Genomic DNA, 24,557 nt, shown 5'->3' with positions numbered 1-24,557 from the left:
CACAATCGCCGCCCAGCGGCTTTCATGCTGCCTTGCGCCATCCAAAACCATCCGCACAGCGCGTTCGCGCACTTCCGGTGAATACTTGTTTGTTGTCTTTGTCATGATGCTCCATCCTGCTCATGAGTTGGAGCCTCCGGCAAACCCGGTGCGGTTCACCGACCGGCGACAAGCTGGCCGATCATCTGCCCGAGCAGGCCGACTGGCTTGTGCCGACCATGGTGCAGCTGGAGCTGGCGAAATGGCTGACCCGCGAGATCGGCGAGGACAAGGCCGATCAGGTCATCGCCTTTACCCAGATCTGTCACATCGTCCCGCTCGACACGGAATCCCGTGGCAGATCAGCACCATGTACGCTTGATTGAACTGTCCCAGCGTTTTTCCCGAACCAGGCTGTCGCCCTCCCAGGCCTGAAGCCTGGCGACGACGCGAAAATTCTCGTGGTCGCCGGTCAAACGCGTGGTCGTGACCGTTCTTACCGACCAGTCACCGCGGCGCATCTCGTGCGTCCAACGGACCTCTCCTTCGGCCGAGGTCGGCTGGTCCGGAAGAACCGAATAGCGTTCGCGTCCCTCGGCCGAGTGAGACAGGTCATGCCGGCTGATATAGGCATCGCCTTCATGATCACGGATCTGGGCGGTGATGCGGCCGGTGCAGCGGTCCTCATCGACGTTCCATTCGGCGGCGGGCGCCACATGGTAGGTGGCGTCCAGCGGCCGGCCCGCACGTGGCGGGGCGAAATCGGGGACCGACAGACCATCAGACGCACGGATCGGCAGGTCGAGTTGCGATTGGCCGGGCAGGATGGTCAGCGTCACGGGTTCCGGTGTCGGCCAGGCCAGGGGGAAATAGCTGCTGGAAACGGCCAGCCGGATCCGGTGCCCTCTGCGGAATGTCTGCGCGACGTGCTTCAGCGGTATCTCTGTCACATAATCCCGGCCCGGTTCCAGCGCTGCGGGCTGTTCATGACTGTCCCGGTGGGTCAGGTTCAGAAGACCATAGCTGACCCGCGTGGCGGCGCCGTCGGGGGCCACGTCCACCAGTCGCACCGCGACCTGCGCCACCGGTCGGTCGGCCCGCAGCGCAAGCGTCAGACGCGCGTCCCCCGCGATGTCCAGGTCCTCGTCCAGCGGCGCGGTCTGGAAAGTCAGGCTTCCGGCATCGTCGCGACGCTGATCGCCCGGCTGATCGCCCGGATGCGCATAAGAGCACCATTTCCCGGCCTGCATCCCGACCCAAAGCGGCGAACGGATGGTCAGCGCGGCGCCGGGCAGACCGGCACCGTCGCGGATCATCTGCCCGTCCGATCCCAGGGCGAACCTTGTCCGGGTCACATTGGGCGATGGCCAGGAAGGTTCGGTGATCCAGCGGCCGTCCCGGTGGGCGTAATGGGTGCGGGGGGCGGCATGATCCTGAAGGTAAAGCCGCAGAGGCGGCTCATCCATGATGCCGGTGTCCCGGCCCTTGAGCCAATGGTCCCACCAGCGCGTCTCTTCGGTCAGCCAGTCAATGGCCGGTCCGGGCTCACCAAGATGCGGATATCTGTGCGCCCATGGCCCGACGATGCCCTTGACCGGGCCTTTCAGATTCTCGACCAATCGAAACACCGACCGGCAATAGCCGTCGGCCCAGCCGCTGACGGCATAGACCGGAAGCTGAATCCGGGAAAAATCCTCGCAGACCGAGCCATGCTTCCAGAACGGGTCGCGGGTCTGATGTGCCAGCCAGGTTTCGAGCCAGAGGCCCGAACCGTCAAGCCGCGCCGTCCACATGTCGCGCCAGCGGTCGCCGACATGGGCGGGGTCGGGTGGCAGCGTGTTGATCCCGAACATCACCGAGGCCCAGGACAGCTGCTCGCACAGAAGTGTGCCGCCCATGTAGTGAATGTCGTCGGCATAGCGGTCATCGGTCGAACAGATGGTCACCACGGCTTTCAAGGCCGGCGGGCGCAGCGCAGCGATCTGCAACCCGTTGAAACCGCCCCAGGAGATTCCCACGATACCCACGCCGCCGTCACACCAGGCCTGATCGGCGATCCACGCGATCACGTCGCAGCCGTCCTGCAACTCGACCGGGGTGTATTCGTCCTGCATCACGCCCTCGGATTCGCCGCTGCCGCGCAGATCGACGCGGACATAGGCATAACCCTGCGCCGCCAGCCACGGCGCGCGCGCGTGGTCGCGTTCCAGCGTCTTGTCGTTCTTGCGATACGGAATGTATTCGAGGATCGCGGGCACCGGCCGCGCCTCGGCGTCCTCGGGCATCCAGATCCGCGCCGCAAGCCGCGTGCCATCGGGCATCGCGATCTCGGCATGTTCTGTTTCCCGCACGGTGAGGGGAAGTTCGGTATCGACCTTCATGAATGATCTCGCTGTAGGCAGGGCATGGCGGCTTGCCCGCTTATCTCCGCGGATCCTGCCGAAGTCCATCGCCCGGGCGGGCTATTCGGCGATGTCGGTGAACGCGTAGTCCAGTCTTTTCATCACCTGCTCGTAATTCCACAGAAGTTTGGAGGGCTTTTGCGCACCCATCCAGACCGAGGCCACGGCAAAGCTGTAGGCGTCCTGTTCGGGCAGTTCAGACAGTTTCATGTCCCTTGACACATAGGACGAGATGCGGGTCCCGGCGACCTGTTCGGCGGCGACTTCGATCTCGGCGCGCGAGGGCACGCGGGCCACGGTCGCGTCGGTGAAAAACACCCGATAGAAGAATTCCGCCGCCACCTCTTGCGGGCCCTCGCCCCTGGGCATGTCCGGGCGGCGCCCAAGGCCAAGGTCGATGGTCACCTGCTGGTGGCTGACGCCGTCGACCATCTCGAACAGGTCGCAATGCGACTGCGCGATGCGCGTGTTGATCTCCAGCAACCAGATCTTGTTCTGCACCTCGTCCCAGTAATATTCGATGTTGAAGCCGGCATTGTCATAGCCGATATGATCCATGACGATGCGCGTGATCTGGTGCATCTTGTCCTGCACGCGGCTGGGCAGGGTCGAAGGATAAAGATAGTAGAAGAAGCTGAGAACCTGCGGATAGCGGATGGAATCGACGGTGCCATAGGGAACGACCTCGCCCTCGTGGACATATCCCTCGACCGTGCATTGTCGCCCGCCGATCACCTGTTCGGCCATGCAGTAATGGCCTTCCACCGCCTTGATGTCGTCGGGCAGGTCCGCCTGCTCCATGACGAAATTGAACGGTTCCGAGATCTGGCCGATCCCGGCGCGCAGCTTTTCGGTCGCGTATTCGAAATCTTCGGGGCTGTCGATGCGAAATCCCAGCCGCGAGCCGGAGGACTTGATCGGCTTGATGAAGAACGGAAAACGCAGATCGGCCTCGCCGATCCTTGACAATGCGTTCTCATCGAAGGGATCGAAGGCGGTGAACTTGGGAACATGGTCTGGTACGACCTCGGCCATGACCTTGCGCGACCAGTATTTATGTTCGCATTTCAGCATGCTTTCCAACGAGGAATTGCGTGTCCCGAATTTCTGGCACAGCAGCGGCAGCATGGTCGAGACGGGAAAGTCGATATAGCCGACGATGGCGTCGATCGATCCGTCGAAGGCATTCAGCCTGTCTTCGGCCTCTTTCAGCATCGCCGGAATATCGAATTCTTGCGTTTCGGAAACCTGCATCGGGGTCAGAAGCTGGTGAAATTCCACGTCTTCCACGCCGCGCAGCCGTTTCAGGCGTTCGGCGTTCAGGTCGTCCAGTCCGATGACGAAGACGTTTCTGGTCATTGTTTCGTCCTTCCTGTTGGGTCTGCGGCGCGATGGGCAGCCCGGCCGACGCGCCCTTGCCCCCGTGGCCCGGTCCGCAAGCGGGTCAGGCGCGGGCCAGTTCGGCCTGCGTCGGGAAGCTTCGACCCTTGAGCCGTTCTGTCGTGCCCTCGATGTCATCGACCAGCAGCAGCAGGAAATCCCCCGGCTTGGCCTCGTCGATGGCCTTTGCGACGGCCTCGTGCTCGTCCATGATCGTCTCGACATGCGCGGAGGTGCCGGCACCTGCCGCACCGTCGTGAATCATTCCGGCGGTTTCGCCGGTCTCGCGCCCGCGTGCATCGGTTTCATAGACGTAAAGCCTGTCGCACATCCGGGCCAGTTGCGCGCCCAGGGCCGCAAGATCCTCGTCCCGGCGATTGCCCGGTGCGGTGGCGACGGCGATCTTGCGCTGCGTGGCCAGCCCGTTGACCAGCGGTTCCAGCGCGATCAGCGCCGGCACGTTATGGCCATAGTCGATCAGGCACTTGACGCCGTCCGCCTCGAAATAGTTCGTGCGGCCCGGCATCTGCGCAGGCGTGGGATGGAAGGTCAGAAGACCCGCGCGGATATCGTCGATCTCGATTCCATGGGCCAGGGCAGCGGCCGCCGCGGCCATGGCGTTCTGCACGTTGAAGGGCGCATGTCCCTCGAACGCGATCGGCACGTCATTGACCTCGACGATCTCGACGGTGACCTTGCCCCGCAAAAGCACGATCTTGCCATGCTTGACGGTCAATACCATGCCCAGATCGTCCAGATGCCGGGTCAGCGCCGGGTTCTGGGGATCCATGGTGAAATAGATGATCTCGCCGCGCGCCCAATAGGTGCCGTGTTCCATGACCAGCGGATCATCGGCGTTCAGCACGCAATAGCCGCCTTCGCGCTTTACCGCATCCACGACCACCGTCTTGCAGCGGGCAAGGTCTTCCAGCGTGTGGATGTCACGCTCGCCCAGATGATCGGAGGCGATGTTCAGCAGGACGCCGACATCGCATTCGTCAAAGCCCAGGCCACGGCGCATGATGCCGCCGCGCGCCACCTCCAGCACCGCGTGTTCGACCGTGGGTTCGCGCAGCACGGCCTGCGCCGCCGCCGGCCCGGAATAGTCGCCGCGCAGGATCACGTTGTTGTCGATCTCGACCGTGCCGGTGCAGCCCATGCCGACCGAATGACCGGCCTGCCGCAGGATATGCGTCGTCAGGCGCGTGGTCGTGGTCTTGCCGTTGGTGCCGGTGATTGCGGTGATCGGAATCCGCCCGTCATCGGTGGGATCGGGAAACAGCATCTCGACCACGTGCTGTCCTACCGGACGGGGTTTGCCATGGGTGGGGGACATGTGCATCCGGAAGCCGGGTCCGGCATTGACCTCGACCACCCCGGCCGATTGCCGGTCCAGCGGCAGATACAGGTTTTCGGCCAGCAGATCGATGCCGATGATGTCCAGCCCGACAAGCCGGGCGATCCGCTCCATCGCGAATCGGACTTCGGGATGCACCTCGTCGGTCAGATCGGCCGCGGTGCCGCCGGTCGAGATATTGGCCGTGGATTTCAGAAAGGCGATCTCGCCCTCGGGCAGCACGGTGTCCAGCGCGTGACCGGCCTGTTCCAGCATCCGGCGGGTCTGTTCGTCGACATGGATCTGGGTCAGCAGGTTCTCGTGCCCGACGCCGCGGCGCGGGTCGCTGTTCTCGACGTCGATCAGTTGCTGGATCGTGCTTTTGCCATCGCCGGTCACATGGGCTGGACGGCGGCGCGCCGCCGCGACCAGCTTGCCGCCGATCACCAGCATCCGGTGATCCTCGCCCTTGATATAGTTTTCGACGATGACACCGCCGTGATCGTCGCGGGCACGCGCGACCGCAGCATCATAGCCTGATCTCAGGTCCTCCACGCTGGCGATATCGGTCGTGACGCCGCGTCCGTGATTGCCCGACAGCGGCTTGGTGACGACCGGCCAGCCGATCCAGTCAGCCGCCGCCTGCGCCTCTTCGAAGGAATGGCAGACCTGTCCGCGCGGCACCGGCACACCGGCATCTGCCAGGATCTGCTTGGTCCATTCCTTGTCGTCGGCGATCGAATGCCCGATGATTCCCGAGGCGTCGGTCACCGTGGCCTGAAACCGGCGCTGCTTGATGCCGTGGCCCAGCTGGGTATAGCTGGTGCCTTCGGTCAGGTTGTAGGCGGGAATGTTGCGATCCCTGGCGGCGTTGACGATGGATCCGGTCGACGGCCCCAAGGCGTTCGCGTCACGCACCTCTTTCAGGTGGTCGATGATCGGCGTCAGATCGACATCCTCGCCGTCGTAAAGCTTTCGAACGATCTGCACCGCCGCCTCGCCGGCCGCGATGCCGCTTGCTTCGTCGCGATAGCGGTAGACGACATTGTAGATGCCCGGATCATAGCTGTCCACGGTCTTGCCGTAACCCACCGAGAAGCCGACAAGGTTCTGCAACTCGATGGCGACATGCTCGACCATGTGCCCAGCCCAGGTGCCGCTGCGCACCCGTTGCAGAAAACCGCCCGGCTCTCCGACCGAACAGCGATGATTGTAAATGGTGGGGACCAGCGCCTGAAGCCTTTCGGCGATCGCCGGCACCTGGTCGCTTGGCCGGTCTTCCAGGTCCTCGATGTCCAGCCGCATGTAGATGGCTTGATAACGGCTGTAATAATTCGGTCCGCGCAACGCGCGATGTTCAAGAATATGCAATCCTGTGCTCCAGGCTCTTGGCCCTGAGCTCATCGTGTCCCAGGACTCGTCGGTCTGTCAGACTGTATCCACAGCCATCGACCAGCGCGTGCATGATGACGTTATTGACGCTGACCGCCTCGCCGTCCGCGAGACTGAAGACATTCGACCCTGTAACCTGGGAACTGTCAACGAGGATCACGTGACCGGGCCCGAATGCATGGATCACATCCTCTTCAAACAGGACCGCCGCATCCTCGCCCAAGCCGATGCCCAGATATTCGGGATTGGTCGCGCCGACCTCCATCAGCCGCGAGAAACGCCCGCGTTCGAGAAAATGGGTATCGATAATGACCCCCGCCACCAGACCGAAGCCGGCAGTCATCTTGACCGCACCCTTGCGCAGGGAATCATTGGCAGCACCGCCATAGACCATGGTCTGCGACTGGCAGGCAGCGCCCGCGCTGGTCCCCGCGATCACCGCGCCCTCGGCATGGCGGGCCCGAATCGCCTCCAATGCGGCAGTCGCGCCCAGAATATTCGTCAGCCGCATCTGGTCGCCGCCAGAAATGAAGATGACGTCCGAACGCCGAATCATCCCGACGATATCATCCGACGCCGCATCCTGGCGTTCGCGGATCCGGATATCCACGACCTCGCCCGCGCCGATCGCGGAAAACGCGGTGCGATACGATTCGAACACCTCGCCCGGAGTGCTGCTGGCGGTCGTGATCACACCGACCACCGGCGCCGTCTTTCCCGAAACGGCCAGCACGCGGCGCAGGATATCCGCGCGCGAGGTCTTGTCTTCCGCGCCCCCGATCGCGACAAGCGGCCCCTTGGTGCCATGGGTGGTGGGCATGCTCATCGACTGCGCTCCGTTCCTCATGAATGGACGTTATCTTGTATGTCGGTGTATCACCAGCTTGCCAATCGACAGACCGTCTCGCATTCATGCGATGCCGTTCCGCCGATCCTTGACATGAAATGGTTGATGCGAGGTTAGGCGAACGCTCATCCAGCAATGCGGAGGCCATGTTTCATGTCCGAGACAGCGAGGGCGCGGGGATTCAGTCTTGCGATCCACGGGGGCGCGGGGGTCATGCCGCGCGACAGCATGACGCCCGACCGCGAGGCGCGGCTTCATGCGGCGCTGACGCGCGTGCTGGACGCGGGCGAAGCCGTGTTGTCGCGCGATGGCAGCGCGCTTGACGCGGTGACGGCAGCGGTCTGCATGCTGGAGGACGAACCGCTGTTCAACGCGGGCCGGGGCGCCGTCTTTACCCGCGACGGCAGGCAAGAGATGGATGCCGCCGTGATGGACGGCCGCGACCGCAGCGCGGGCGCCGTCGCCGGCATCTTCGGGCCGAGGAACCCCATCCTTGCCGCGCGCGCCGTTCTGGAACACACCGATCACGTCCTCATGATCGGCGATGGCGCCCTTGCCGTGGCGCGGGCGGCCGGGCTTGAATTCTGCACCGAAGACCACTTCTTCACGCAAGATCGCCATGACGCCCTGCAAGAGACGTTGAAGATGGAGCAACAGGGCAGGCTCGACGACGATCCCGCGCGCCGCCACGGGACTGTCGGCGCAGTGGCCCGCGATCGGCATGGCGCGCTGGCCGCGGCGACCTCGACCGGCGGCATGACGGCAAAGCGATCGGGCCGCGTCGGCGACAGCCCGATAATCGGCGCCGGCACATTCGCGGACAACGCCACCTGCGCGGTATCGGCCACCGGCGACGGCGAAATGTTCCTGCGCCTGTCCGTGGCGCACGAGATTGCAGCCCGCATCCGCCTGGCCGGCCTTGCGCTGGATCGCGCCGCGCAGGAGGTCGTGATGACCGACCTGACGGCCATCGGCGGCTCCGGCGGGCTGATCGCGGTCGATCGGGACGGTCGCATTTCAGCGCCGTTCAATTGCGAAGGCATGCATCGCGGCTGGGTCGTCGAAGGCAAAACCCGGAAAACCGCCATCTACTGATTTGCCGCAGCGTCGGCATCCCGACAGACTGGAAGGCCACGCGATCCGGCGGCGGATTCAGCCTCTGCCTTTCCAGGGGACCAGTTTGCGTTCGGCGAGGCGCATGAGGACGTCGATGGCGTAGCCGATGATGCCGATCAGGATGATTCCCATCAGCACGATGTCGGTCAGCTGGAACTTGGAGGCGGCGATGATCATCATGCCGGCACCCTTCTGGGCGGCGACCAGTTCGGCCGCGACGACGGTGCCCCAGCAGACGCCCATCGCGACGCGCGCGCCGGTAAAGATTTCGGGCAGCGAGTTGGGCAGGATCACATGGCGCAGCAACTGCCATTTCGATGTCCCCAGCGAATAGGCGGCATGGACCTTGGTGATGTTGACCCCCGAGACGCCGGCCCGCGCCGCGATGGTCATGACCCACAGCGCGGCCAGAAACAGCAGCACGATCTTGCCGGTTTCCCAGATCCCGAACCAGATGATGACCAGCGGGATCAGCGCCAGGGGCGGCACCGGGCGCATGAACTCCACGATCGGATCGAACCAGCCGCGGAACCAGCCCGACAACCCCATCGCATAGCCAAGCGGAATGCCCACCAGCGATCCCAGGGCAAAGCCCGCCAGCACCCGCATCAGCGAGGCGCCCAGATGTTCCCACAGGCTGAAATTCTGGTAGCCGGTCCGCGCGATCTCGACGAAACGGCCGGCCACGGCCTCGGGCGAGGGCAGCCAGATCGGCTCCATCTGCAACCCCTCGTCGGCGGCAAAGCCCAGCGTGCCCTTGGCGGTCATGCTCACCGTGCCATGATCCACGCGGACCCTGCCGCCGGGGGCGATGGCGGTGCCGTCGATGGCGCTGGCCTGCGCGCCCCCGGGCAACGGGATCAACCGGTCGCGCCCGCGCGGCACCGACGCCACGACCGCATCCCCGGCCGCGTCCGCAGGCGCATCGATCCCGGCAAAGACCCGGACCCGGCCGCTTGTCGGCCGACCATCCGCGCCCCGCGCCTGATAGGCAAAGCCCGTCTCGCCGATGAAGGGGCCGGGCACATGGAACGGCACCAGCCGCGACCCGGTAAAGGCGCCCCACAGCACGAAGACCACGAGAATCGAGATGACCGAGGCCGCCCGGTCTGGCCGGATCGCGCTTTCATCGCCGAAGGTCACCGTCTTCAGGCTGGTGAAATCCTTGCGCTGACCGGTCCTGCGCCGGATCAGTTTCACGACCAGCGCGGCGGCCGCGAACAGGCCCGCATAGACCAGCAGAAGCGCCAGGCCGGTCATGCCGCATCCCCCTGACGGCCCATGATCTCTTCTTCCATGTTCCAGATCATCGACAGGATCTCCTCGCGGCGGGCGGCGAAATCGGGCCGCTTCTTGATCTGCCGCAGATCCTGGCCGACCCCCTGATCGGCAAAGGGCAGATGGTATTCCTTGTAGATCCGGCCCGGACGCGGGGCCATGACGATCAGCCTTTCGCCCAGAAGCAGCGCCTCCTCGACGGAATGGGTGATCAGGATGATGGTCTTGCCCGTCTCCTTCCACAGATCGAGGATCATGGCCTGCATCTTTTCCCGCGTCAGCGCATCCAGCGCGCCCAGAGGCTCGTCCATCAGGATGACATCGGGGTCATTGGCCAGGCATCGCGCCAGCGCGACCCGCTGCTGCATGCCGCCGGACAATTCGTAGGTCGCCTTCTCGCGGAAATCCTGCAATCCCACGACCTCGATCAGATGATCCACGCGCGGCCCGAATTGCGCCTCGCGCTGGCCCGCCATGCGCGGTCCGAAGGACACGTTGTCGCGCACATTCATCCATTCGAACAAGGCGCCCTGCTGGAACACGACGCCGCGTTCCGCATCCGGCCCGGTCACCGCATGGCCGTTCAGCGCGACGCGGCCCGCGGTCGGCGCCAGAAACCCCGCCACGATATTCAGCAAGGTCGATTTCCCGCAGCCCGACGGCCCCAGGACCGACATCAGCTGGCCCGGCCTCAGGTCGAGCGAGACATCCTGCAACGCCTGCACATGCGCGCCGTTGGCCAGATCGAACCGCATCGAGATATTGGTCAATGTAAGTCCGGACATGGGGCTGTTTTCCTGGTGCCGCAGCAAGGTCGGAAGGCGCAATCACGCCTTCCGTCATCATCATCAGCGGCCGGCCACATCGGCCAGCGGGCCCGTGTCGATCAGGGCGGCGTAGGATGGCAGGATTTCGGGAACGGTTCCGTTCTCGCGAAAGAATTCCGCCGCGCCGTCCAGATAGGTGCCCACGCGCCCGCCAAGCCAGGCATCCGACAGCAACTGGTCCACCGACAGGAACACGAAGTCGTCGATCGTGTCGCCCGCCACCGCGGTTTCCATGCCCGCGTCCCGCGCGATCACCGACAGCATCTCGTCGCGCCTGTCGCCCGCGTTCCATGCCGCGTTCGCCTGCGCGGTGACGGCCACGAAATCGGCCAGAAGCCGGGGTTGCCCGGCGGCGAAGTCGCCCGTGGTCGTGATCAGATCGAAGGACAGGATCCCGATCGCTTCCTTCTCGGCGCCGGTCAGCAGCACATTGCCGAATTCCCGCATCCGGGCCAGCGCGCCGCCCCAGCCACAGGCCATGTCCACATTGCCTTGCGACAGCGCCGCCGCGCCCTCGGCCGGGGCCATGTCCACGATCGACATGGTCGAGGTGTCGACCTTCAGATATCCCATCAATTGCAGGAAGGTATATTGCGCCCCGGTGCCCATCGGAACGGCGACGCGCTTTCCCTCCAGCTCGGAGGCGCTTTCCTTGTCGATTTCCAGCCCGGCGGCGACGACGCAGTTCTCGTTGTCGGCGTAGGAGGCCGCGATGTCGATGATCTTCAGATCCTGACCGGCCGAGGTCGCCGCGATGAAGGGCAGCACCCCCTGGCTGACCGCGATCTGCACATCGCCAGCAGCCATCGCAGCCGACATCGCCGTGCCGGAATCGAACGCGACCCAGTTCACCCGCACCCCCAGTGCCTCGTCATAACCCCCCTGAACCTTCGCAAACTGGAACGGCATCGGCCATTCCCGAAAATACGCCACAGTCAACGGCTCCTGCGCAAGCGCGGGCGAGGCCGCCCCGATCGCTGCGAGGGCAAGTATGGCGGTGCCCAGCTGACGTGTCATCTTTCTCTCCTTGTTGGTAGGGCGCGCGATGCGGGCCCGTTGCGGTCGATCTGCTTGCCGACTGGATCATCACCTGCCTCTGCCTAGCCCATGCGTTCGCTGCTATGGCTTCCGGGCGAGGCCGGGAAGACGACGGTCTTGTTGTTGTTCGGGAAGACGCGGTGGGTGGCGTGGGCGTGGATCGCGCGGGCCAGAACCTGGCTTTCGACATCGCCCCCCAGGCTGACATAGTCCTCGGCCGATTGTGCATGGGTCACGCGGATGATGTCCTGTTCGATGATCGGGCCTTCATCCAGATCGGCGGTCACGTAATGGCTGGTCGCGCCGATCAGCTTCACCCCGCGCTGATACGCCTGCTTGTAGGGGTTGGCGCCCTTGAAGGACGGCAGGAACGAATGGTGGATGTTGATGATCCGACCCGACATCTTCTTGCACAGCGCGTCCGACAGGATCTGCATGTAGCGGGCCAGCACGATCAGGTCGGCGCCGGTCTCCTCGACCACCGCCATGATCCGCGCCTCGGCCTCGGGCCTGTTTTCCCGTGTCACCCTGATGCAGTGGAAAGGAATGTCGTGATTGACCACCAGTTTCTGGTAATCCATGTGGTTCGACACCACGGCGACGATATCGACCGGCAGCGCCCCGATCCGCCAGCGATACAGCAGGTCGTTCAGGCAGTGGCCGAACCGGCTGACCATCACCACGAGCTTCATCTTGCGGGATTCGTCGCGGAACTGGAAATCGGTCCCCAGTTTCCCGGCAATATGGGCAAAGCCCTTTTCAAGCTGCTCAAGCGTGGCGCCCGTTTCGGGCACGAAACTGACGCGCATGAAGAACCGGCCGGTCTGCGGATCGTCGAACTGCGCGCTTGCGGTGATGTTGCAGCCAGCATCGGCCAGATAGCCCGCGATGGCCGCGACGATGCCGCGCCTGGAGGCGCAGGCAACCGTCAGGCAATATCGGGTGGCCAAGGGTTTCGCGTCCATCGGCATCGTCACACTGCCCGGATCGACCCCGGATCCATCGGCTTTCATGCGGGCCCCGACGTTGCAGCCGATCGCCTGCTTCGCCGGCGCCAGAACCTTCACGTGGTCTTGGGTCATGCGCGCATCAATTCGTTCTGTGGATCATGGAGACAGGGGTCGACCACGCAGGCGGCCACGGCCTCGCCGATCACCTCGACCGACAGCGGCGTTCCGATCTCTGCGAAATCCGGATCGACAAAGCCCATCGCGATGTTCTTCCCGGTCCGATATCCCCAGCCGCCCGAGGTTACCGTGCCGATGCAGGTGCCGTTCGACAGAATGCTGTCGCCGCCATGGGCCGGGGCATGACTGCATTCGATAACCAGACTGACGAACCTGCGACGCGGACCTTTCGCCATCTGCGCCTCCAGGGCGGCCTTGCCCACGAAATTCGGCTTGTCTGCCTTGACGAACCGATCCAGTCCGCTTTCGACCGGGCCGAATTCGGTGATCAGATCCGCCTTCCAGTGGCGATAGCCCTTTTCCAGGCGCATCGATTCGACCGCGCGGGATCCGAACAGCCGCAAGCCATGGACCTTGCCGGCGTTGCGCAGCGCGAGATAGGCGACATGAAGCTGATTGTTGGGGACATGAATCTCGTAGGCCAGTTCGCCCGAGAAGCTGACCGACATCACCACCGCAGGGGCGATGCCGACGAAGGCCCGGCGCACGGACAGCCACGGAAACGCACGGGCCGACCAGTCGCCGCGCGCGACCGCCGACAGCACGTCGCGCGATTTCGGGCCGGCCAGAACAAGGATGGTCCAGTCGTTGGTCAGCGAGCGCAGCGACACCGACCCGTCATCGGGCAAATGTGTCCGCAGCCAGTCCATGTCGTGGAATTCCGACGCGGCGGCCGATCCGTACCAGATCGTATCCTCGTCCAGATTGGCCAGCGTCGCCTCGGCCTTTACATGGCCATGCTCGTTCAGCAGGTAGCCCAGCCCGACCTTGCCGACCTTTCCGGCGATCCGTCCGCAGATCATCCCGTCCAGCCAGTCGCGCGCGCCGGGACCGGTGATCTCGATCCGGTTGAAGCCGTTGACCTCGGTCAGGCCGACGCCGGTCTGAACCGCCTTCACTTCGTCGCCGATCACATCGAAGGTTTCGTTGAACCGGAAACTGTAGGTTTCCTCGAAATCCGGGCCGGGCTTGATATAGGCCATGCGCTCCCAGCCGTTGACGACGCCGAAATCCGCCCCCTCGGCGGCCAGAACGGGGGTCAGGGGCGTGGTCTTGATCGGCCGGCCGGCCGGGCGATGCTCGTGCGGAAAGTGAAAGCGGAATTCGTTCTGGTAATCCTCGATCGCCTTCAGGGCGGTCAGTTCGACATTGCCATGGCCGGCAAAGCGACGCGGGTCGATGCCCCAGGTGTCATAGCAGGCCTCGCCATGCACGATCTGCTGCGCCAGCAGCCAGCCATGGCCACCACCTTCGCCCAAGCCGGCGCGCAAGCCGATGATGCAGAACGCATTGCGTTTCCCCGGAATGGGTCCGACCAGGGGTGCGCCGTCGATCGTGTAGGTGATCGGTCCGTTGACGACGGTATGGATTCCCGTCTCCATCAGGGCCGGCATCCGCGCAAAGGCACCTTCCAGCACGCTCATCACCCGATCCAGATCGTCGGGGCAAAGCGCGTTGACGAAATTCGGGTCGATCCCGTCCATGCCCCAGGTCTTGCAGTCCTGTTCGTAGAAGCCGACCAGCAGGCCGTTCTTTTCCTGGCGGCAGTAATAATCGCTGATCGGGCAGCGCAACAGCGGCATACGGTGGCCGGCCTCCTCGATGGCCCGGATCGGCTCGGTCAGGAAATACTGGTGTTCCATGGAGGCGACGGGGTGATGAACGCCCATCATCGCGCCGACCTCGTTCACGCGATAGCCGCAGGCATTGACGACGATTTCGCAGCGGATGTCGCCCTGTTCGGTATGGACGCTCCAACTGTCATCGGTATGCTGGGTCAGCCCCGTCACCGGGGTATTGCGATAAACCTCGGCCCCGGCGCGACGGGCCCGGCGAGCCAAGGCCTGACACAGCTGCGCCGGGTCGATATCGCCGTCCAGCGGATCCCAAAGACCGCCCAGCAGGTTGTCGGTCGAGATCAGCGGGTGACGGCGGCCGCATTCCTCGGCGTCGATCAGTTCGAAATCGACGCCCATGCCCTTGGCGACGCTGATGAAGTGGCGATAGCCGTCCATCTGCCGATCGGTATTGGCCAGCCTTATGCCGCCATCGGCATGATGGTAGTTGATCGGATATTCGGGATCGTCCGCCAGTTCCTTGTAGAGCCTGATCGAGTGGCTCTTCAGCCCGACCATGGTCTGCGTGGCGCCGAAATTGGTCACCTGCGCCGCGGAATGCCAGGTCGTGCCCGATGTCAGTTCATTGCGCTCGACCAGCACGACATCGGTCCATCCTTCTTGTGTCAGATGGTACAGCGTCGAACATCCCGCGATACCCCCACCGATAACGACCACGCGCGTCTGATTCTTCATCGCCACTTTCCGTCTTGCAGAAGCTTGACCTGCAATCAGGGAACGGGACGGGCCTGCCTCGGGTCAATCGCAATGCCCCATGTTCAGGAAATCAGAACGATACCGCCGTCGGTTGCGAACGGGGCTCGCGCCTTGCCGGGACATGACCGGCTTGCGAACCGATGGGAATGCTGCATTCTCGCGGCTGACGAGGCACAGCCGCATCCCTGGGCATCGAGACTGGCGCAACCCGCAAGACATCCGTGCGCGCTCCCGGAGCCGGAGAGAAAATCGACCGCGACATGACCGACAACCGCATCAGGCCAAAACTCACCGCCGACGCCACGGGCCGGCTTTCGCTGCGCGGTCTGCGGGTTTTCATCGCGCTGGAACAGGCGCGTTCGGTGGCCGAGGCCGCCAGGGCCCTGGGGCTCAGCAAGTCCAATGTGTCGCAGCAGATCACGACCATGGAAAACGGCATCGGAGCCAAGCTGTTCGACCGGACGCAAAAACCGATCTCGTTGACACCGGCGGGTCAGGCTCTCAGCCTGCACGCGCATCGGATTCTCGCCACGGTTTCGCTTGCCGAAGAGGCGTTGGCAGAGCTTGACCTTGGCAGTCTGCCCCGTCTCGACTTTGCGGTCATCGACGATCTGGACGCCTCGCTGACCCCTGCGCTGGCCGCGTCCCTGCAAGCCAGACTGCCGCGCTGCTTCATCTGCACCTTTTCGGGCCGCTCCGATCAGGTCACCTCCCGGCTGATCTCGCGAGAGGCCGATATCGCCGTTACCGCCAGCATCCCCGCCAACATGCACCGGTTTCAGATCCTTCAGATTCTGCGCGAGAAATTCGTGCTGGTGACGGCGCGCGGGGCATATTCCGCAGATCTCGACTGGCGCGCGCAGCTGTCGGACCTGCCGCTGGTGCAGTATTCCGAAGCGATGCCGATGGGTCGAATGGTATCGACGCATCTGAAGCGGATCGGCTTTTACGCGCCGCGACGGTTTTCCTTCGAGGCCAGCAGGTCGGTCATTGCGACCGTTGCCCGCACCGGCGGCTGGACGCTGACAACACCGCTCAGCATTCTCGACGCTGGCCGGTTCAAGGACCAGATCGATCTGTCGACGCTTCCCTTTGCAGGGCTGTCTCGGCAGATCTATCTGATCAACCGGGTGGATGAACTGGGTTCGCTACCCGAAACCCTGGCCAGACAATTTCGCGCCCTGCTTCAACAGGAGGCGGTGCGGGAATTCGCCAGAATGGCGCCACATATGACCGGCTCGATAGAGGTGTGTCACGAATTGCTGGTCTGATCCCGTTCCAGAGCAGCAGTTTCCGCCGGCGCACCTTGCCCGCCAGGTCCACATGGCCGGACAAGCTTGCACCGAAGCATCAGCCTTCGCCGACGGGCGGCCTGGTTTCGGGCGGAATCGGACAGGTATAGGGGTATTCGGCCAGATGCGATTCATGGGCCTTTTTCGCCGCCGCGATCAGGGCCGGATCGGTCAGCGCCCTGCGGGCGGTCGCGGCCATCACCTTGGCGGCGTGCAGCATCCCCTTGTGCGCGGCGGGCGCCTTGCCCTGCGCGGTCTGCTGCCAGCTATGCAGCGCCGTGCCCACCGCGCAGGTCGCCACGCGCGCCTGGACGGTCGGGACCGCCCAGCTGACATCGCCCACATCGGTCGAGCCCATGCCGCCCATGAAGGGCCGGTCCAGGGGCGCGATGAAATCGCACAGCGCCATGTCATAATCGGGTTTCATCGCCAGACGTTCGAATGTGTCGGCAATGTCTTCGCGCGACAGGCTTTCGCGGATGCTGCTGGCAAAGACTGCATCCTCGGCGTCGAAGGGGACGGGGCCCAGAGCCTCGAACTCGGCCTGCATCGCCTCGGACAGGGGTCGGTTCTCGGTCAGGTTCGACACCGCCGAAAAGACGCGCGAGGTTACCCGGGTTCCCGACATCAGCGCCGCGCCCTCGGCGATGGCGCGCACGCGTTCGACCAGTGACGACAGTCCGCCCAGGCTGGGGCTGCGGATCAGTTGGCGCACCGTGGCCCTGGCCTGCACGACGTTCGGCGCGATGCCGCCCGCGTCCAGATAGGCGTAATGCACCCGCGCCGCATCCGGCATGTGTTCGCGCATGTAGTTGACCCCGATGTTCATCAGCTCGACCGAATCCAGGGCGGACCGCCCCAGTTCAGGCGCGCCCGCCGCGTGCGCCGCCTTGCCGTGGAAGGTGAAATCGATCCGGGTATTGGCCAGCGACCGCATGTCGTCGACCGCGTTGAAACTGGCCGGGTGCCAGGTGATGGCGATATCGACGTCGTCGAACTGACCCTCGCGGACCATGTAGGTCTTGGCGGCGCCGCCTTCTTCGGCGGGACAGCCGTAATAGCGCACGCGGCCGGCAATGCCTTCGGATTCCAGCCAATCCTTGACGGCGGTGGCTGCGGACAATGCGGCCGAACCCAGCAGGTTGTGCCCGCAGCCATGGCCGAAGCCGTGATCGGCGATCTGCCGGGGCTGGGCCAGCCCGGGTTCCTGCGACAGGCCGGGCAGCGCGTCGTATTCGCCCAAGATCGCGATGACCGGCCCGCCTTCGCCCGCCTCGCCCATCACGGCGGTGGGAATGCCGGCGACATTCCGGGTCACGCGAAAACCCTGCTCGCGCAGCATCTGCGTGTGCGCGGCGCAGGACTTGACCTCGTCATAGGCCAGTTCGGGTGTGTCGAAGACGCGATCGGCCAGGCCGGTGAAATCCACCGCCTTCTGATCGACGAAAGGCCAGATCGGGTTGTCGTTTCGCAACTGAAATCTCCTTGGAAGTGGGGCGTCAGGCCGCCCGGTCGTTCAGGTAGCAGGCCGACATCCGGCCGGGCGCCACCTCGCGCAGGGCCGGCACCTCGGTGCGGCAGCGGTCATGGGCATGGGGGCAGCGGGGGTGGAAATGGCACCCCTTGGGCGGGTCCAGGGGCGAGGGGATCTCGCCCTTGATGGCGTGATAACGGCGCTTGCCGGTCTCGAATGTCGGGATCTCGCTGATCAGCGCCTGTGTATAGGGGTGATTCGGACGGGCGATCAGTGCCTCGGCCTCGCCCAGTTCGACGAGGCGGCCGAGATACATCACCGCGATCCGGTCCGAGACATGTTCGACCACGCCCAGATCGTGACTGACGAACAGGTAGGTCAGGTCGTAATCCTGCCGCAGCTTCACGAACAGGTTCAGCACCTGCGCCTGGATCGACACGTCCAGCGCCGCCACGGATTCGTCGCAGACCAGGAAATCGGGCCGCACCGCCAGCGCGCGGGCGATGCCGACCCGCGCCCGCTGGCCGCCGGAAAACTGATGCGGATAGCGTTTGGCCGTCGTCGGATCCAGCCCCACCTGGTCCAGGATATCCTCGACATAGGCATCCACCCGGTCCCTGGACACGATGCCGTGGACGCGTGGCGCCTCTCCGACGATGTCGCGGACCCGCATCCGCGGGTTCAGCGAGGACATCGGATCCTGAAAGATCATCTGGATCTTCAGCGCGGCATCGCGGGCGGCGGCGCCCTTCAGCCCGGCCACGTCCTGTCCGTTATAGACGATGCGTCCGTCCGAGGGCGCGTCCAGCCCCGCAACCATCCGCCCCAGGGTGGACTTGCCGCAGCCGGATTCGCCGACCAGACCCAGAACCTCGCCCCGGCGGATGTCCAGGCTGACATTGTCAACGGCATGGACGGTCACCGGCGCGATCTTCGCGCCCAGCTTGCGGGCGGTGCGTTCGGCGATGTCCAGATTCTTGGTAAACCGTTTGGACACGTTGTCGATGGTCAGGATGGTGTCTTGGGTCACGACGTCAGCCTCTGGTCCGCATCGGCATAGGGATGATGGCAGCGCAGGCTGCGATCCGCCCCGGCCGGGTCCAGCGATGGCTCGACCTGGCAGGCGGCATCGGCGCGCGGGCAGCGGGGGGCGAACTTGCACCCTTCGGGCAGGTTCAGCAGCGAGGGCGTCATGCCCTTGATCTGCGTCAGCATCGCGCCGTGACGCTTGCCCTGCGGCACGCTGTCGATCAGCCCGCGTGTATAGGGATGGCGGGGGTTGGAAATGACCTCGGCCGTGGGGCCTTCCTCGATGATGCGGCCTGCATACATCACGGCCAGCCGGTCGGCGAGGCCCGACACCACCGCCAGGTCATGGGTGATCCAGATCAGCGCCGTCCCGGATTGCGTGCACAGGGCCTGCACCTCGGACAGGATCTGCGCCTGGATGGTCACGTCCAGCGCCGTGGTCGGTTCATCCGCGATGATCAGGTCGGGCTTGTGCAGCAGCGCGATGGCGATGGCCACGCGCTGACGCATCCCGCCCGAGAACTGGTGCGGATAGCCTTGCAGACGTTCGTCGGGGGACGAGATGCCAACCTGCACCAGCGCCTCTCGCGATCGGCGCAGCGCCTCGGCTTTGGTGACCCTGTCATGGGCCCGCACGGTTTCGATCATCTGCGTGTCGATGCGCAATACCGGGTTCAGCGTCATCATCGGATCCTGAAAGATCATCGCGATGCGCTTGCCGCGCAAGGGACGCAGCGCAGCCTCGCCGCCGGCGACAAGATCGTCGCCATCGAACAGGATCCGGCCGCCGGTCACGCGGCCCGGCGGATCGACCAGCCCCAGGATCGAAAAGCCGGTGACCGACTTGCCCGATCCCGATTCGCCCACCAGGCCCAGGATCTGCCCGCGTTCCAGCGAGAAGCTGACCCCGTCCACCGCCTTGGCCACGCCGTCGCGGGTGAAGAAATGCGTCTGCAGGTTCCGGACATCCAGCAGGGCGGTCATTTCTGCAACCTCGGGTTCAGGACATCGCGCAGACGATCGCCGACAAGGTTGATGGCGATGATCGTCATCACCAGCGCGATGCCCGGAAAGATGCTGATCCAGTAGCTGCCCGACAGCAGGTAATCATAGCCGTTCGCGATCAGCAGCCCCAGCGAGGGTTCCGTGATCGGCACGCCCACACCCAGAAAGGACAGCGTCGCCTCCAGCGCGATGGCCTGCGCGATCTGGACGGTCGCCACCACGATCAGCGGCGGCACGCAATTGGGCAGCAGGTGGCGAAACATGATGCGCGGATTGGACAGCGCCAGGCAGCGCGCGGCATCGATATAATCCTTGCGCCGCTCGACCATGGCCGAGCTGCGCACCGTGCGCGCGTAATAGGCCCATTGCACGATCACCAGCGCCAGGATCACCTTGTCGACGCCGCGCCCCAGCAAGGCCAGCAGGATCAGCGCGATCAGGATGGCCGGGAAGGACAATTGAAGATCGACGATCCGCATGATGATGCTGTCCAGCCGGCCGCCGAAATAGGCGGCCGAGACGCCGACAATGGTGCCGATGGTGATCGCCAGCGCCAGCGACACCATCGCGACCATCAGACTGACGCGCAGCCCGTACATGATGGCCGACAGCATGTCGCGCCCCTGCTGGTCGGTGCCCAGCCAATAGGTCATGCCGGTGCCGAAGCTGGCCTCGCCGGGCGGCAGGGCGCCGTCCATGATGTCCAGCTGGGCCAGGTCATAGGGGTTCTGCGGCGCGATCCAGGGCGCCGCGAGGGCGATCAGCGCGATCAGGATGAACAGGATCAGCCCGATGACGGCGACGGGATCCTCGAGGAATTCCTTGACGATGCGCCTGGTCGGGCTGTCGATGCGCACCGGCGCGGCGGGGCTGGCGATGTCGGTCATCCCTTCATCTCCGACAGGCGGATGCGCGGGTCCAGGAGCGAATAGATCACGTCGACGGCCAGGTTGATGCCCACGATGATCAGCACCGTCAGCATCAGGTAGGCGACGATGACCGGACGATCGAGCAGGTTGATGCTGTCGATCAGCAGCTTGCCCATGCCCGGCCAGGCAAAGACGGTTTCGGTGACGATGGCAAAGGCGACCATCGAGCCCAGCTCGAGCCCGATGATGGTGACGACGGGGATCATGATGTTCTTCAGCACATGGACCAGCACGACGCGGCGGCCGGACAGGCCCTTGGCGCGGGCGAATTTCACGTAATCCTGCAGGCAGACCTCGCGCGTGTTGGCGCGGGCCAGGCGAATGATCAGCGACATCTTGAACAGCGCCAGATTGATCGCGGGCAGGATCAGGTGCGACAATCCGTTCCAGGTCAGGAAGCTGACCTGCATGCCCAGGAATTCGGTCGTCTCGCCGCGTCCGCCCGCGGGAAGCCAGCCCAGGATGACGGCGAAGACCAGGATCAGCAGCATCCCCTGCCAGAAGTTCGGCAGCGAGAAACCCAGGATCGAGCCGCCCATGATCGTGCGCCCGGCGATGCTGTGGGGGCGCAGTCCGGCCCAGACCCCCAGCGGGATGCCGATGCCCACCGACAGGATCAGCGCGACCAGAGCCAGCTCCATCGTCGCCGGCAGGCGATCCAGGATGATGTCCAGCGCCGGGCGGCCATAGACGAACGAGGTGCCCAGATCGCCCTGAAGGGCATTCCAGATGAAGATGCCGAACTGCTGATACAGGGGCTTGTCCAGGCCCAGACGTTCGGTCGTGGCCAGGATGTCGGCCTGGCTGGCCTCGGGGTTGATCAGCACATCGACGGGATTGCCGATGAAATAGACGCCGATGAATACCAGCACCGCCATTGCCATCACGGCAAGCAGGCTCTGGCCAAGGCGGCGGACAAGATAGACGATCATGGCTTGGATCCCTGGTGGGCCGGCAATCGGCAACGGCACCGGCACCCCACGTCAGGGGGGCCGGCGGTTCGGATCACTTGGCGGCGGGCTTGACCTCGGTGGCCATGGTATATTGATCCACGCGGGGTTCGTAGGACAGGTCCGACTTCATCGCCCAGACGGTCTGTTCGTAGTGCAGCGGGATGATTCCGTAATCGTCCAGCACCATGGTTTCCGCCTCTTGCAGCATCTGGTCGCGTTTCTCGTCGTCGATGGTCGACATCGCCTCGATCAGCAGGGCGTCCATGTCCGGGTTGGAATAGCGCCCGGCATTGGTCGGTCCCATGCCCGTTTCGGGGTCAAAGGTCGCCACCAGCGATTTCAGCGGCGAGGACATGTCGCCCGAGGACGCGCCCCAGCCGGCCATGTAGATCGGGAATTCCAGCGCGTTGCGGCGCGAGAAGAACTGACTGGCGGTGCTGGCATCGACGCGGGTCTGGATGCCGATGCGGGACATCATCTGGGCGACCGCCTGGGCCACCTGTTCGTCGTTGATATAGCGGTCGTTCGGCGTGCCGAGCGTGATCGAGAAGCCGTCGGGATAGCCGGCCTCGGCCAGCAGCTCCCTGGCGCGTTCGGGGTCATAGGCATCGACCGGACGGCCCGAGGTGCCGAACATCGGCGGCGGCAGCAATTCGCCGGCGGGCTGGGCATAGCCGCCCATGATCCGTTCCGCGATGGCTTCGCGGTTGATGGACAGGGAAATCGCCTCGCGGACGCGGGGATCCAGCAGCGGGTTGCCCTCGGCGCCGCTGATGCCGGGTGCATCTTCCTGCTGCAGCATGTGCAGATAGATGATCCGGTTGGACAAGGCATCGACGACCGAGAAGCCCGCCTGCTCGATCCGGGGGATGTCCTGGATCGGGGGCGATTCGATCATTTCCACGTCACCGGCCAGCAGCGCGGCCACGCGCGGCCCGTCGCTTGTGATCGGCCGCATCACGACCCGTTCCCAATCGGGCGTGCCGCCCCAGTAATCGTCGAACCGCGTCACGACCATTTCCGAGCCGCGGGTATAATTGTCCAGCACGTAGGGCCCGGTGCCGACGGCGATCCCGGGATCGTTGAAGGCCGGCGCCTGGGGCACATCGCCCATCCCCTCGCAGGTGCCGTCGGGTCCATAGGTCACCTGGTCTTCGGCGCCCAGGGCGTTGGCCGACACGATCGCCAGACTCCACATTTCGCTGGGCAGAAGCGGGTTGGTGGCCTTGGTCCTGATGGTCAGCGTATAATCGTCTTCGGCCTGCATGTCGGCGATGCCGGCAGTATAGATCGTGTAGGCCGATGGCGAATTCTGCACCAGCGGCACCCGGCAGAAGGAATAGATCACGTCGCGGGCGGTAAAGTCGCTGCCGTCGTGGAACTTGACCCCCTGGCGCAGCTTGAACCGCCAGGTGGTGTCGTCTACCGCCTCCCAGCTTTCGGCCAGGCCGGGGGTGACCTTCTGCACCGCATCCTGGGTGGTCAGCGCCTCGAAGATGTTCTTTGTGACCTGGATATTGGTCGACAATTGATGGAATTGCGGGTCCATCGAGGTCGCCTCGGACTTGAGGCCGATGGTCAGTTCCTGGGCCGTGGCGGGCGCGATTCCGGCGACGGCAATGCCGGCCAGCAATGGCAGGGTCAGCGCTTTCATCGTCATGTCCTTCCTGTTGGGGTTTGCTGTCGGGGTTGTCGGTCCGGGGTTGATCCCCGGTGTTGCAATCCTGCTTGGCGGACAGGGTATTATGCGATAACCAGATGTCAATCTGGAATATCAATGCGTTTTTGTAATAGGTCGCACATGGATCCCGAAACCGCCGCCGATGCCGACCAGCGCCGCGCCGGCATAACCCTGCGCGAACTCGAGGTTTTGCAGTCGCTGGTCGGCGGCGGCACGGCCATCAACGCCGCACGCAGGCTGGGCATCTCGCAATCCGCGGTCAGCCGCCGGCTGGCGCAGCTCGAGGATCGTCTGGGTTTTCAGCTGTTCATGCGCGCCGGCGGCCGGCTGGTGCCCACGGTCGAGGCCTTGTCGATCAACGAGCAGTTGACGCCCGTCTTCGAGACGCTGGCGCGCATCGCCAATCACGCGGCACAGCCCGAAACGGCCCATGCGGGCACGCTGTCCATCGTCGCCCCGCCGACGATCGCCCATCGCTTCCTTCCCAGCCGGATCGCAGCCTTCAAGCGGCGCAACCCCGACCTGCAGATCACCTTTGACGTGCTGGCCAGCGACAGCCTGCTGACGGGCATCGCCGAGGGTCGGTTCGATGTCGGGATGACCGACAGCAACGTGGCCCATGAAGGCATCACCAGCGAGCTGTTTCTGGAAACGCAGGCGATCTGCATCCTGCCCAAGCAACACCACCTTGCCTCCTTCGAGGTGATTCGCCCCGAAGACCTGCGCGACGAGGCATTCATCGCCCTGTCGCGCCGCCATTCCAGCCGTGCCGCCATCGACCGGCTGTTCGACCGGGCGGGCCTGCACCTGAACCGCGTGATGGAGGCATCGACCAACGTGTCCGTGACCGAATTCGTGCGCGAAGGCCTGGGCGTGTCGCTGCTGAACCCGTTCCCGCTGGTCCACCAGATGGGCGAGAATGTCGTCATGCGCCCCTTTCTACCGGCCATCGCCTACAGCACGAACTTTCTGCTGCCTTCCAGCCGTGCGCCCTCGTCGGTGGCGCTGGCCTTCATGCAGGCGGTCCGCGTCAGCCTTGACCGCGCCGCCTACCCCAAGCCGCCGCATTCGACCTGACA

The 24,557-nt window shown here is 64.5% G+C and carries 19 protein-coding genes; 4 read left to right on the top strand and 15 right to left on the bottom strand.

Features of this window, described 5'->3' with window-relative positions:
- Positions 1–122: 122 nt before the first annotated feature.
- The gene (locus tag AC13CR_RS04715) at positions 123–365 is read left to right on the top strand and encodes a PIN domain-containing protein (protein ID WP_446233285.1); all 243 of its coding nucleotides are present in this window, start codon (positions 123–125) and stop codon (positions 363–365) included.
- Here the strand turns inward: AC13CR_RS04715 and AC13CR_RS04710 are convergent.
- The 4 genes from AC13CR_RS04710 to AC13CR_RS04695 all read right to left on the bottom strand — a co-directional run bounded on the left by AC13CR_RS04710 (position 342) and on the right by AC13CR_RS04695 (position 7,315).
- Positions 342–2,330, bottom strand: coding sequence for a CocE/NonD family hydrolase (locus AC13CR_RS04710; protein ID WP_482919989.1), 1,989 nt, complete (start codon positions 2,328–2,330; stop codon positions 342–344). The genes AC13CR_RS04715 and AC13CR_RS04710 overlap by 24 nt on opposite strands.
- 111 nt (positions 2,331–2,441) lie before the next feature.
- Positions 2,442–3,740, bottom strand: a complete 1,299-nt coding sequence (locus AC13CR_RS04705; RefSeq protein ID WP_292957541.1) for an ATP-grasp domain-containing protein — start codon at positions 3,738–3,740, stop codon at positions 2,442–2,444.
- Between the two features lie 85 nt (positions 3,741–3,825).
- On the bottom strand, positions 3,826–6,468 hold the full coding sequence (gene cphA / locus AC13CR_RS04700) for a cyanophycin synthetase (RefSeq protein ID WP_482900685.1): 2,643 nt from the start codon (positions 6,466–6,468) through the stop codon (positions 3,826–3,828).
- Positions 6,455–7,315, bottom strand: a complete 861-nt coding sequence (locus tag AC13CR_RS04695; protein ID WP_292957535.1) for a cyanophycinase — start codon at positions 7,313–7,315, stop codon at positions 6,455–6,457. Before AC13CR_RS04695 ends, cphA begins: the two co-directional genes overlap by 14 nt.
- 174 nt (positions 7,316–7,489) lie before the next feature.
- On the opposite strand from AC13CR_RS04695, the gene AC13CR_RS04690 reads away from it, so the two are divergent.
- Positions 7,490–8,431 carry an isoaspartyl peptidase/L-asparaginase family protein gene (locus AC13CR_RS04690; RefSeq protein ID WP_446233371.1) on the top strand — a complete coding sequence of 314 codons (942 nt, stop codon included), beginning with the start codon at positions 7,490–7,492 and terminating at the stop codon, positions 8,429–8,431.
- A 57-nt stretch (positions 8,432–8,488) separates the two neighbouring features.
- Here the strand turns inward: AC13CR_RS04690 and AC13CR_RS04685 are convergent, their stop codons facing one another.
- The 5 genes from AC13CR_RS04685 to AC13CR_RS04665 form a co-directional block, all read right to left on the bottom strand.
- Positions 8,489–9,703 carry an ABC transporter permease gene (locus tag AC13CR_RS04685; protein WP_292957548.1) on the bottom strand — a complete coding sequence of 405 codons (1,215 nt, stop codon included), beginning with the start codon at positions 9,701–9,703 and terminating at the stop codon, positions 8,489–8,491.
- 5 nt (positions 9,704–9,708) lie between these two features.
- Positions 9,709–10,515, bottom strand: a complete 807-nt coding sequence (locus AC13CR_RS04680) for a taurine ABC transporter ATP-binding protein (RefSeq protein ID WP_292957529.1) — start codon at positions 10,513–10,515, stop codon at positions 9,709–9,711.
- Between the two features lie 63 nt (positions 10,516–10,578).
- On the bottom strand, positions 10,579–11,574 hold the full coding sequence (locus AC13CR_RS04675) for a taurine ABC transporter substrate-binding protein (protein ID WP_446233370.1): 996 nt from the start codon (positions 11,572–11,574) through the stop codon (positions 10,579–10,581).
- Positions 11,575–11,657: 83 nt separating this feature from the next.
- Complete coding sequence (purU, locus tag AC13CR_RS04670; protein ID WP_482900686.1) at positions 11,658–12,560, bottom strand: formyltetrahydrofolate deformylase; 903 nt, start codon at positions 12,558–12,560, stop codon at positions 11,658–11,660.
- A gap of 113 nt (positions 12,561–12,673) precedes the next feature.
- Positions 12,674–15,094 carry a GcvT family protein gene (locus AC13CR_RS04665; protein ID WP_482900684.1) on the bottom strand — a complete coding sequence of 807 codons (2,421 nt, stop codon included), beginning with the start codon at positions 15,092–15,094 and terminating at the stop codon, positions 12,674–12,676.
- A gap of 281 nt (positions 15,095–15,375) precedes the next feature.
- On the opposite strand from AC13CR_RS04665, the gene AC13CR_RS04660 reads away from it, so the two are divergent.
- Positions 15,376–16,386, top strand: a complete 1,011-nt coding sequence (locus AC13CR_RS04660) for a LysR family transcriptional regulator (RefSeq protein ID WP_482900683.1) — start codon at positions 15,376–15,378, stop codon at positions 16,384–16,386.
- Positions 16,387–16,465: 79 nt separating this feature from the next.
- Here AC13CR_RS04660 and AC13CR_RS04655 read toward each other — a convergent pair whose 3' ends face one another.
- From AC13CR_RS04655 to AC13CR_RS04630, 6 genes are all read right to left on the bottom strand, one after another.
- On the bottom strand, positions 16,466–17,881 hold the full coding sequence (locus tag AC13CR_RS04655; RefSeq protein ID WP_292951924.1) for a M20 family metallopeptidase: 1,416 nt from the start codon (positions 17,879–17,881) through the stop codon (positions 16,466–16,468).
- Positions 17,882–17,906: 25 nt separating this feature from the next.
- The gene (locus AC13CR_RS04650; RefSeq protein ID WP_482900682.1) at positions 17,907–18,911 is read right to left on the bottom strand and encodes an ABC transporter ATP-binding protein; all 1,005 of its coding nucleotides are present in this window, start codon (positions 18,909–18,911) and stop codon (positions 17,907–17,909) included.
- On the bottom strand, positions 18,908–19,894 hold the full coding sequence (locus AC13CR_RS04645) for an ABC transporter ATP-binding protein (protein WP_292951931.1): 987 nt from the start codon (positions 19,892–19,894) through the stop codon (positions 18,908–18,910). The genes AC13CR_RS04650 and AC13CR_RS04645 overlap by 4 nt, the downstream gene beginning before the upstream one ends.
- Positions 19,891–20,802 carry an ABC transporter permease gene (locus AC13CR_RS04640; protein WP_292951934.1) on the bottom strand — a complete coding sequence of 304 codons (912 nt, stop codon included), beginning with the start codon at positions 20,800–20,802 and terminating at the stop codon, positions 19,891–19,893. Before AC13CR_RS04640 ends, AC13CR_RS04645 begins: the two co-directional genes overlap by 4 nt.
- Complete coding sequence (locus AC13CR_RS04635; protein WP_292951937.1) at positions 20,799–21,776, bottom strand: ABC transporter permease; 978 nt, start codon at positions 21,774–21,776, stop codon at positions 20,799–20,801. The genes AC13CR_RS04640 and AC13CR_RS04635 overlap by 4 nt, the downstream gene beginning before the upstream one ends.
- A 73-nt stretch (positions 21,777–21,849) precedes the next feature.
- Positions 21,850–23,451 (bottom strand): ABC transporter substrate-binding protein, encoded by a 1,602-nt coding sequence (locus AC13CR_RS04630; RefSeq protein WP_446233803.1) that lies wholly within the window; start codon positions 23,449–23,451, stop codon positions 21,850–21,852.
- Positions 23,452–23,598: 147 nt separating this feature from the next.
- On the opposite strand from AC13CR_RS04630, the gene AC13CR_RS04625 reads away from it, so the two are divergent.
- Positions 23,599–24,555, top strand: a complete 957-nt coding sequence (locus tag AC13CR_RS04625; RefSeq protein WP_292951943.1) for a LysR substrate-binding domain-containing protein — start codon at positions 23,599–23,601, stop codon at positions 24,553–24,555.
- The last annotated feature ends 2 nt before the right edge of the window (positions 24,556–24,557 follow it).

This window comes from Paracoccus sp. L-17 (assembly GCF_056857655.1).
The sequence above is the reverse complement of the archived record's forward strand: the minus strand, read 5'-3'. Positions and strand labels throughout refer to the sequence as shown.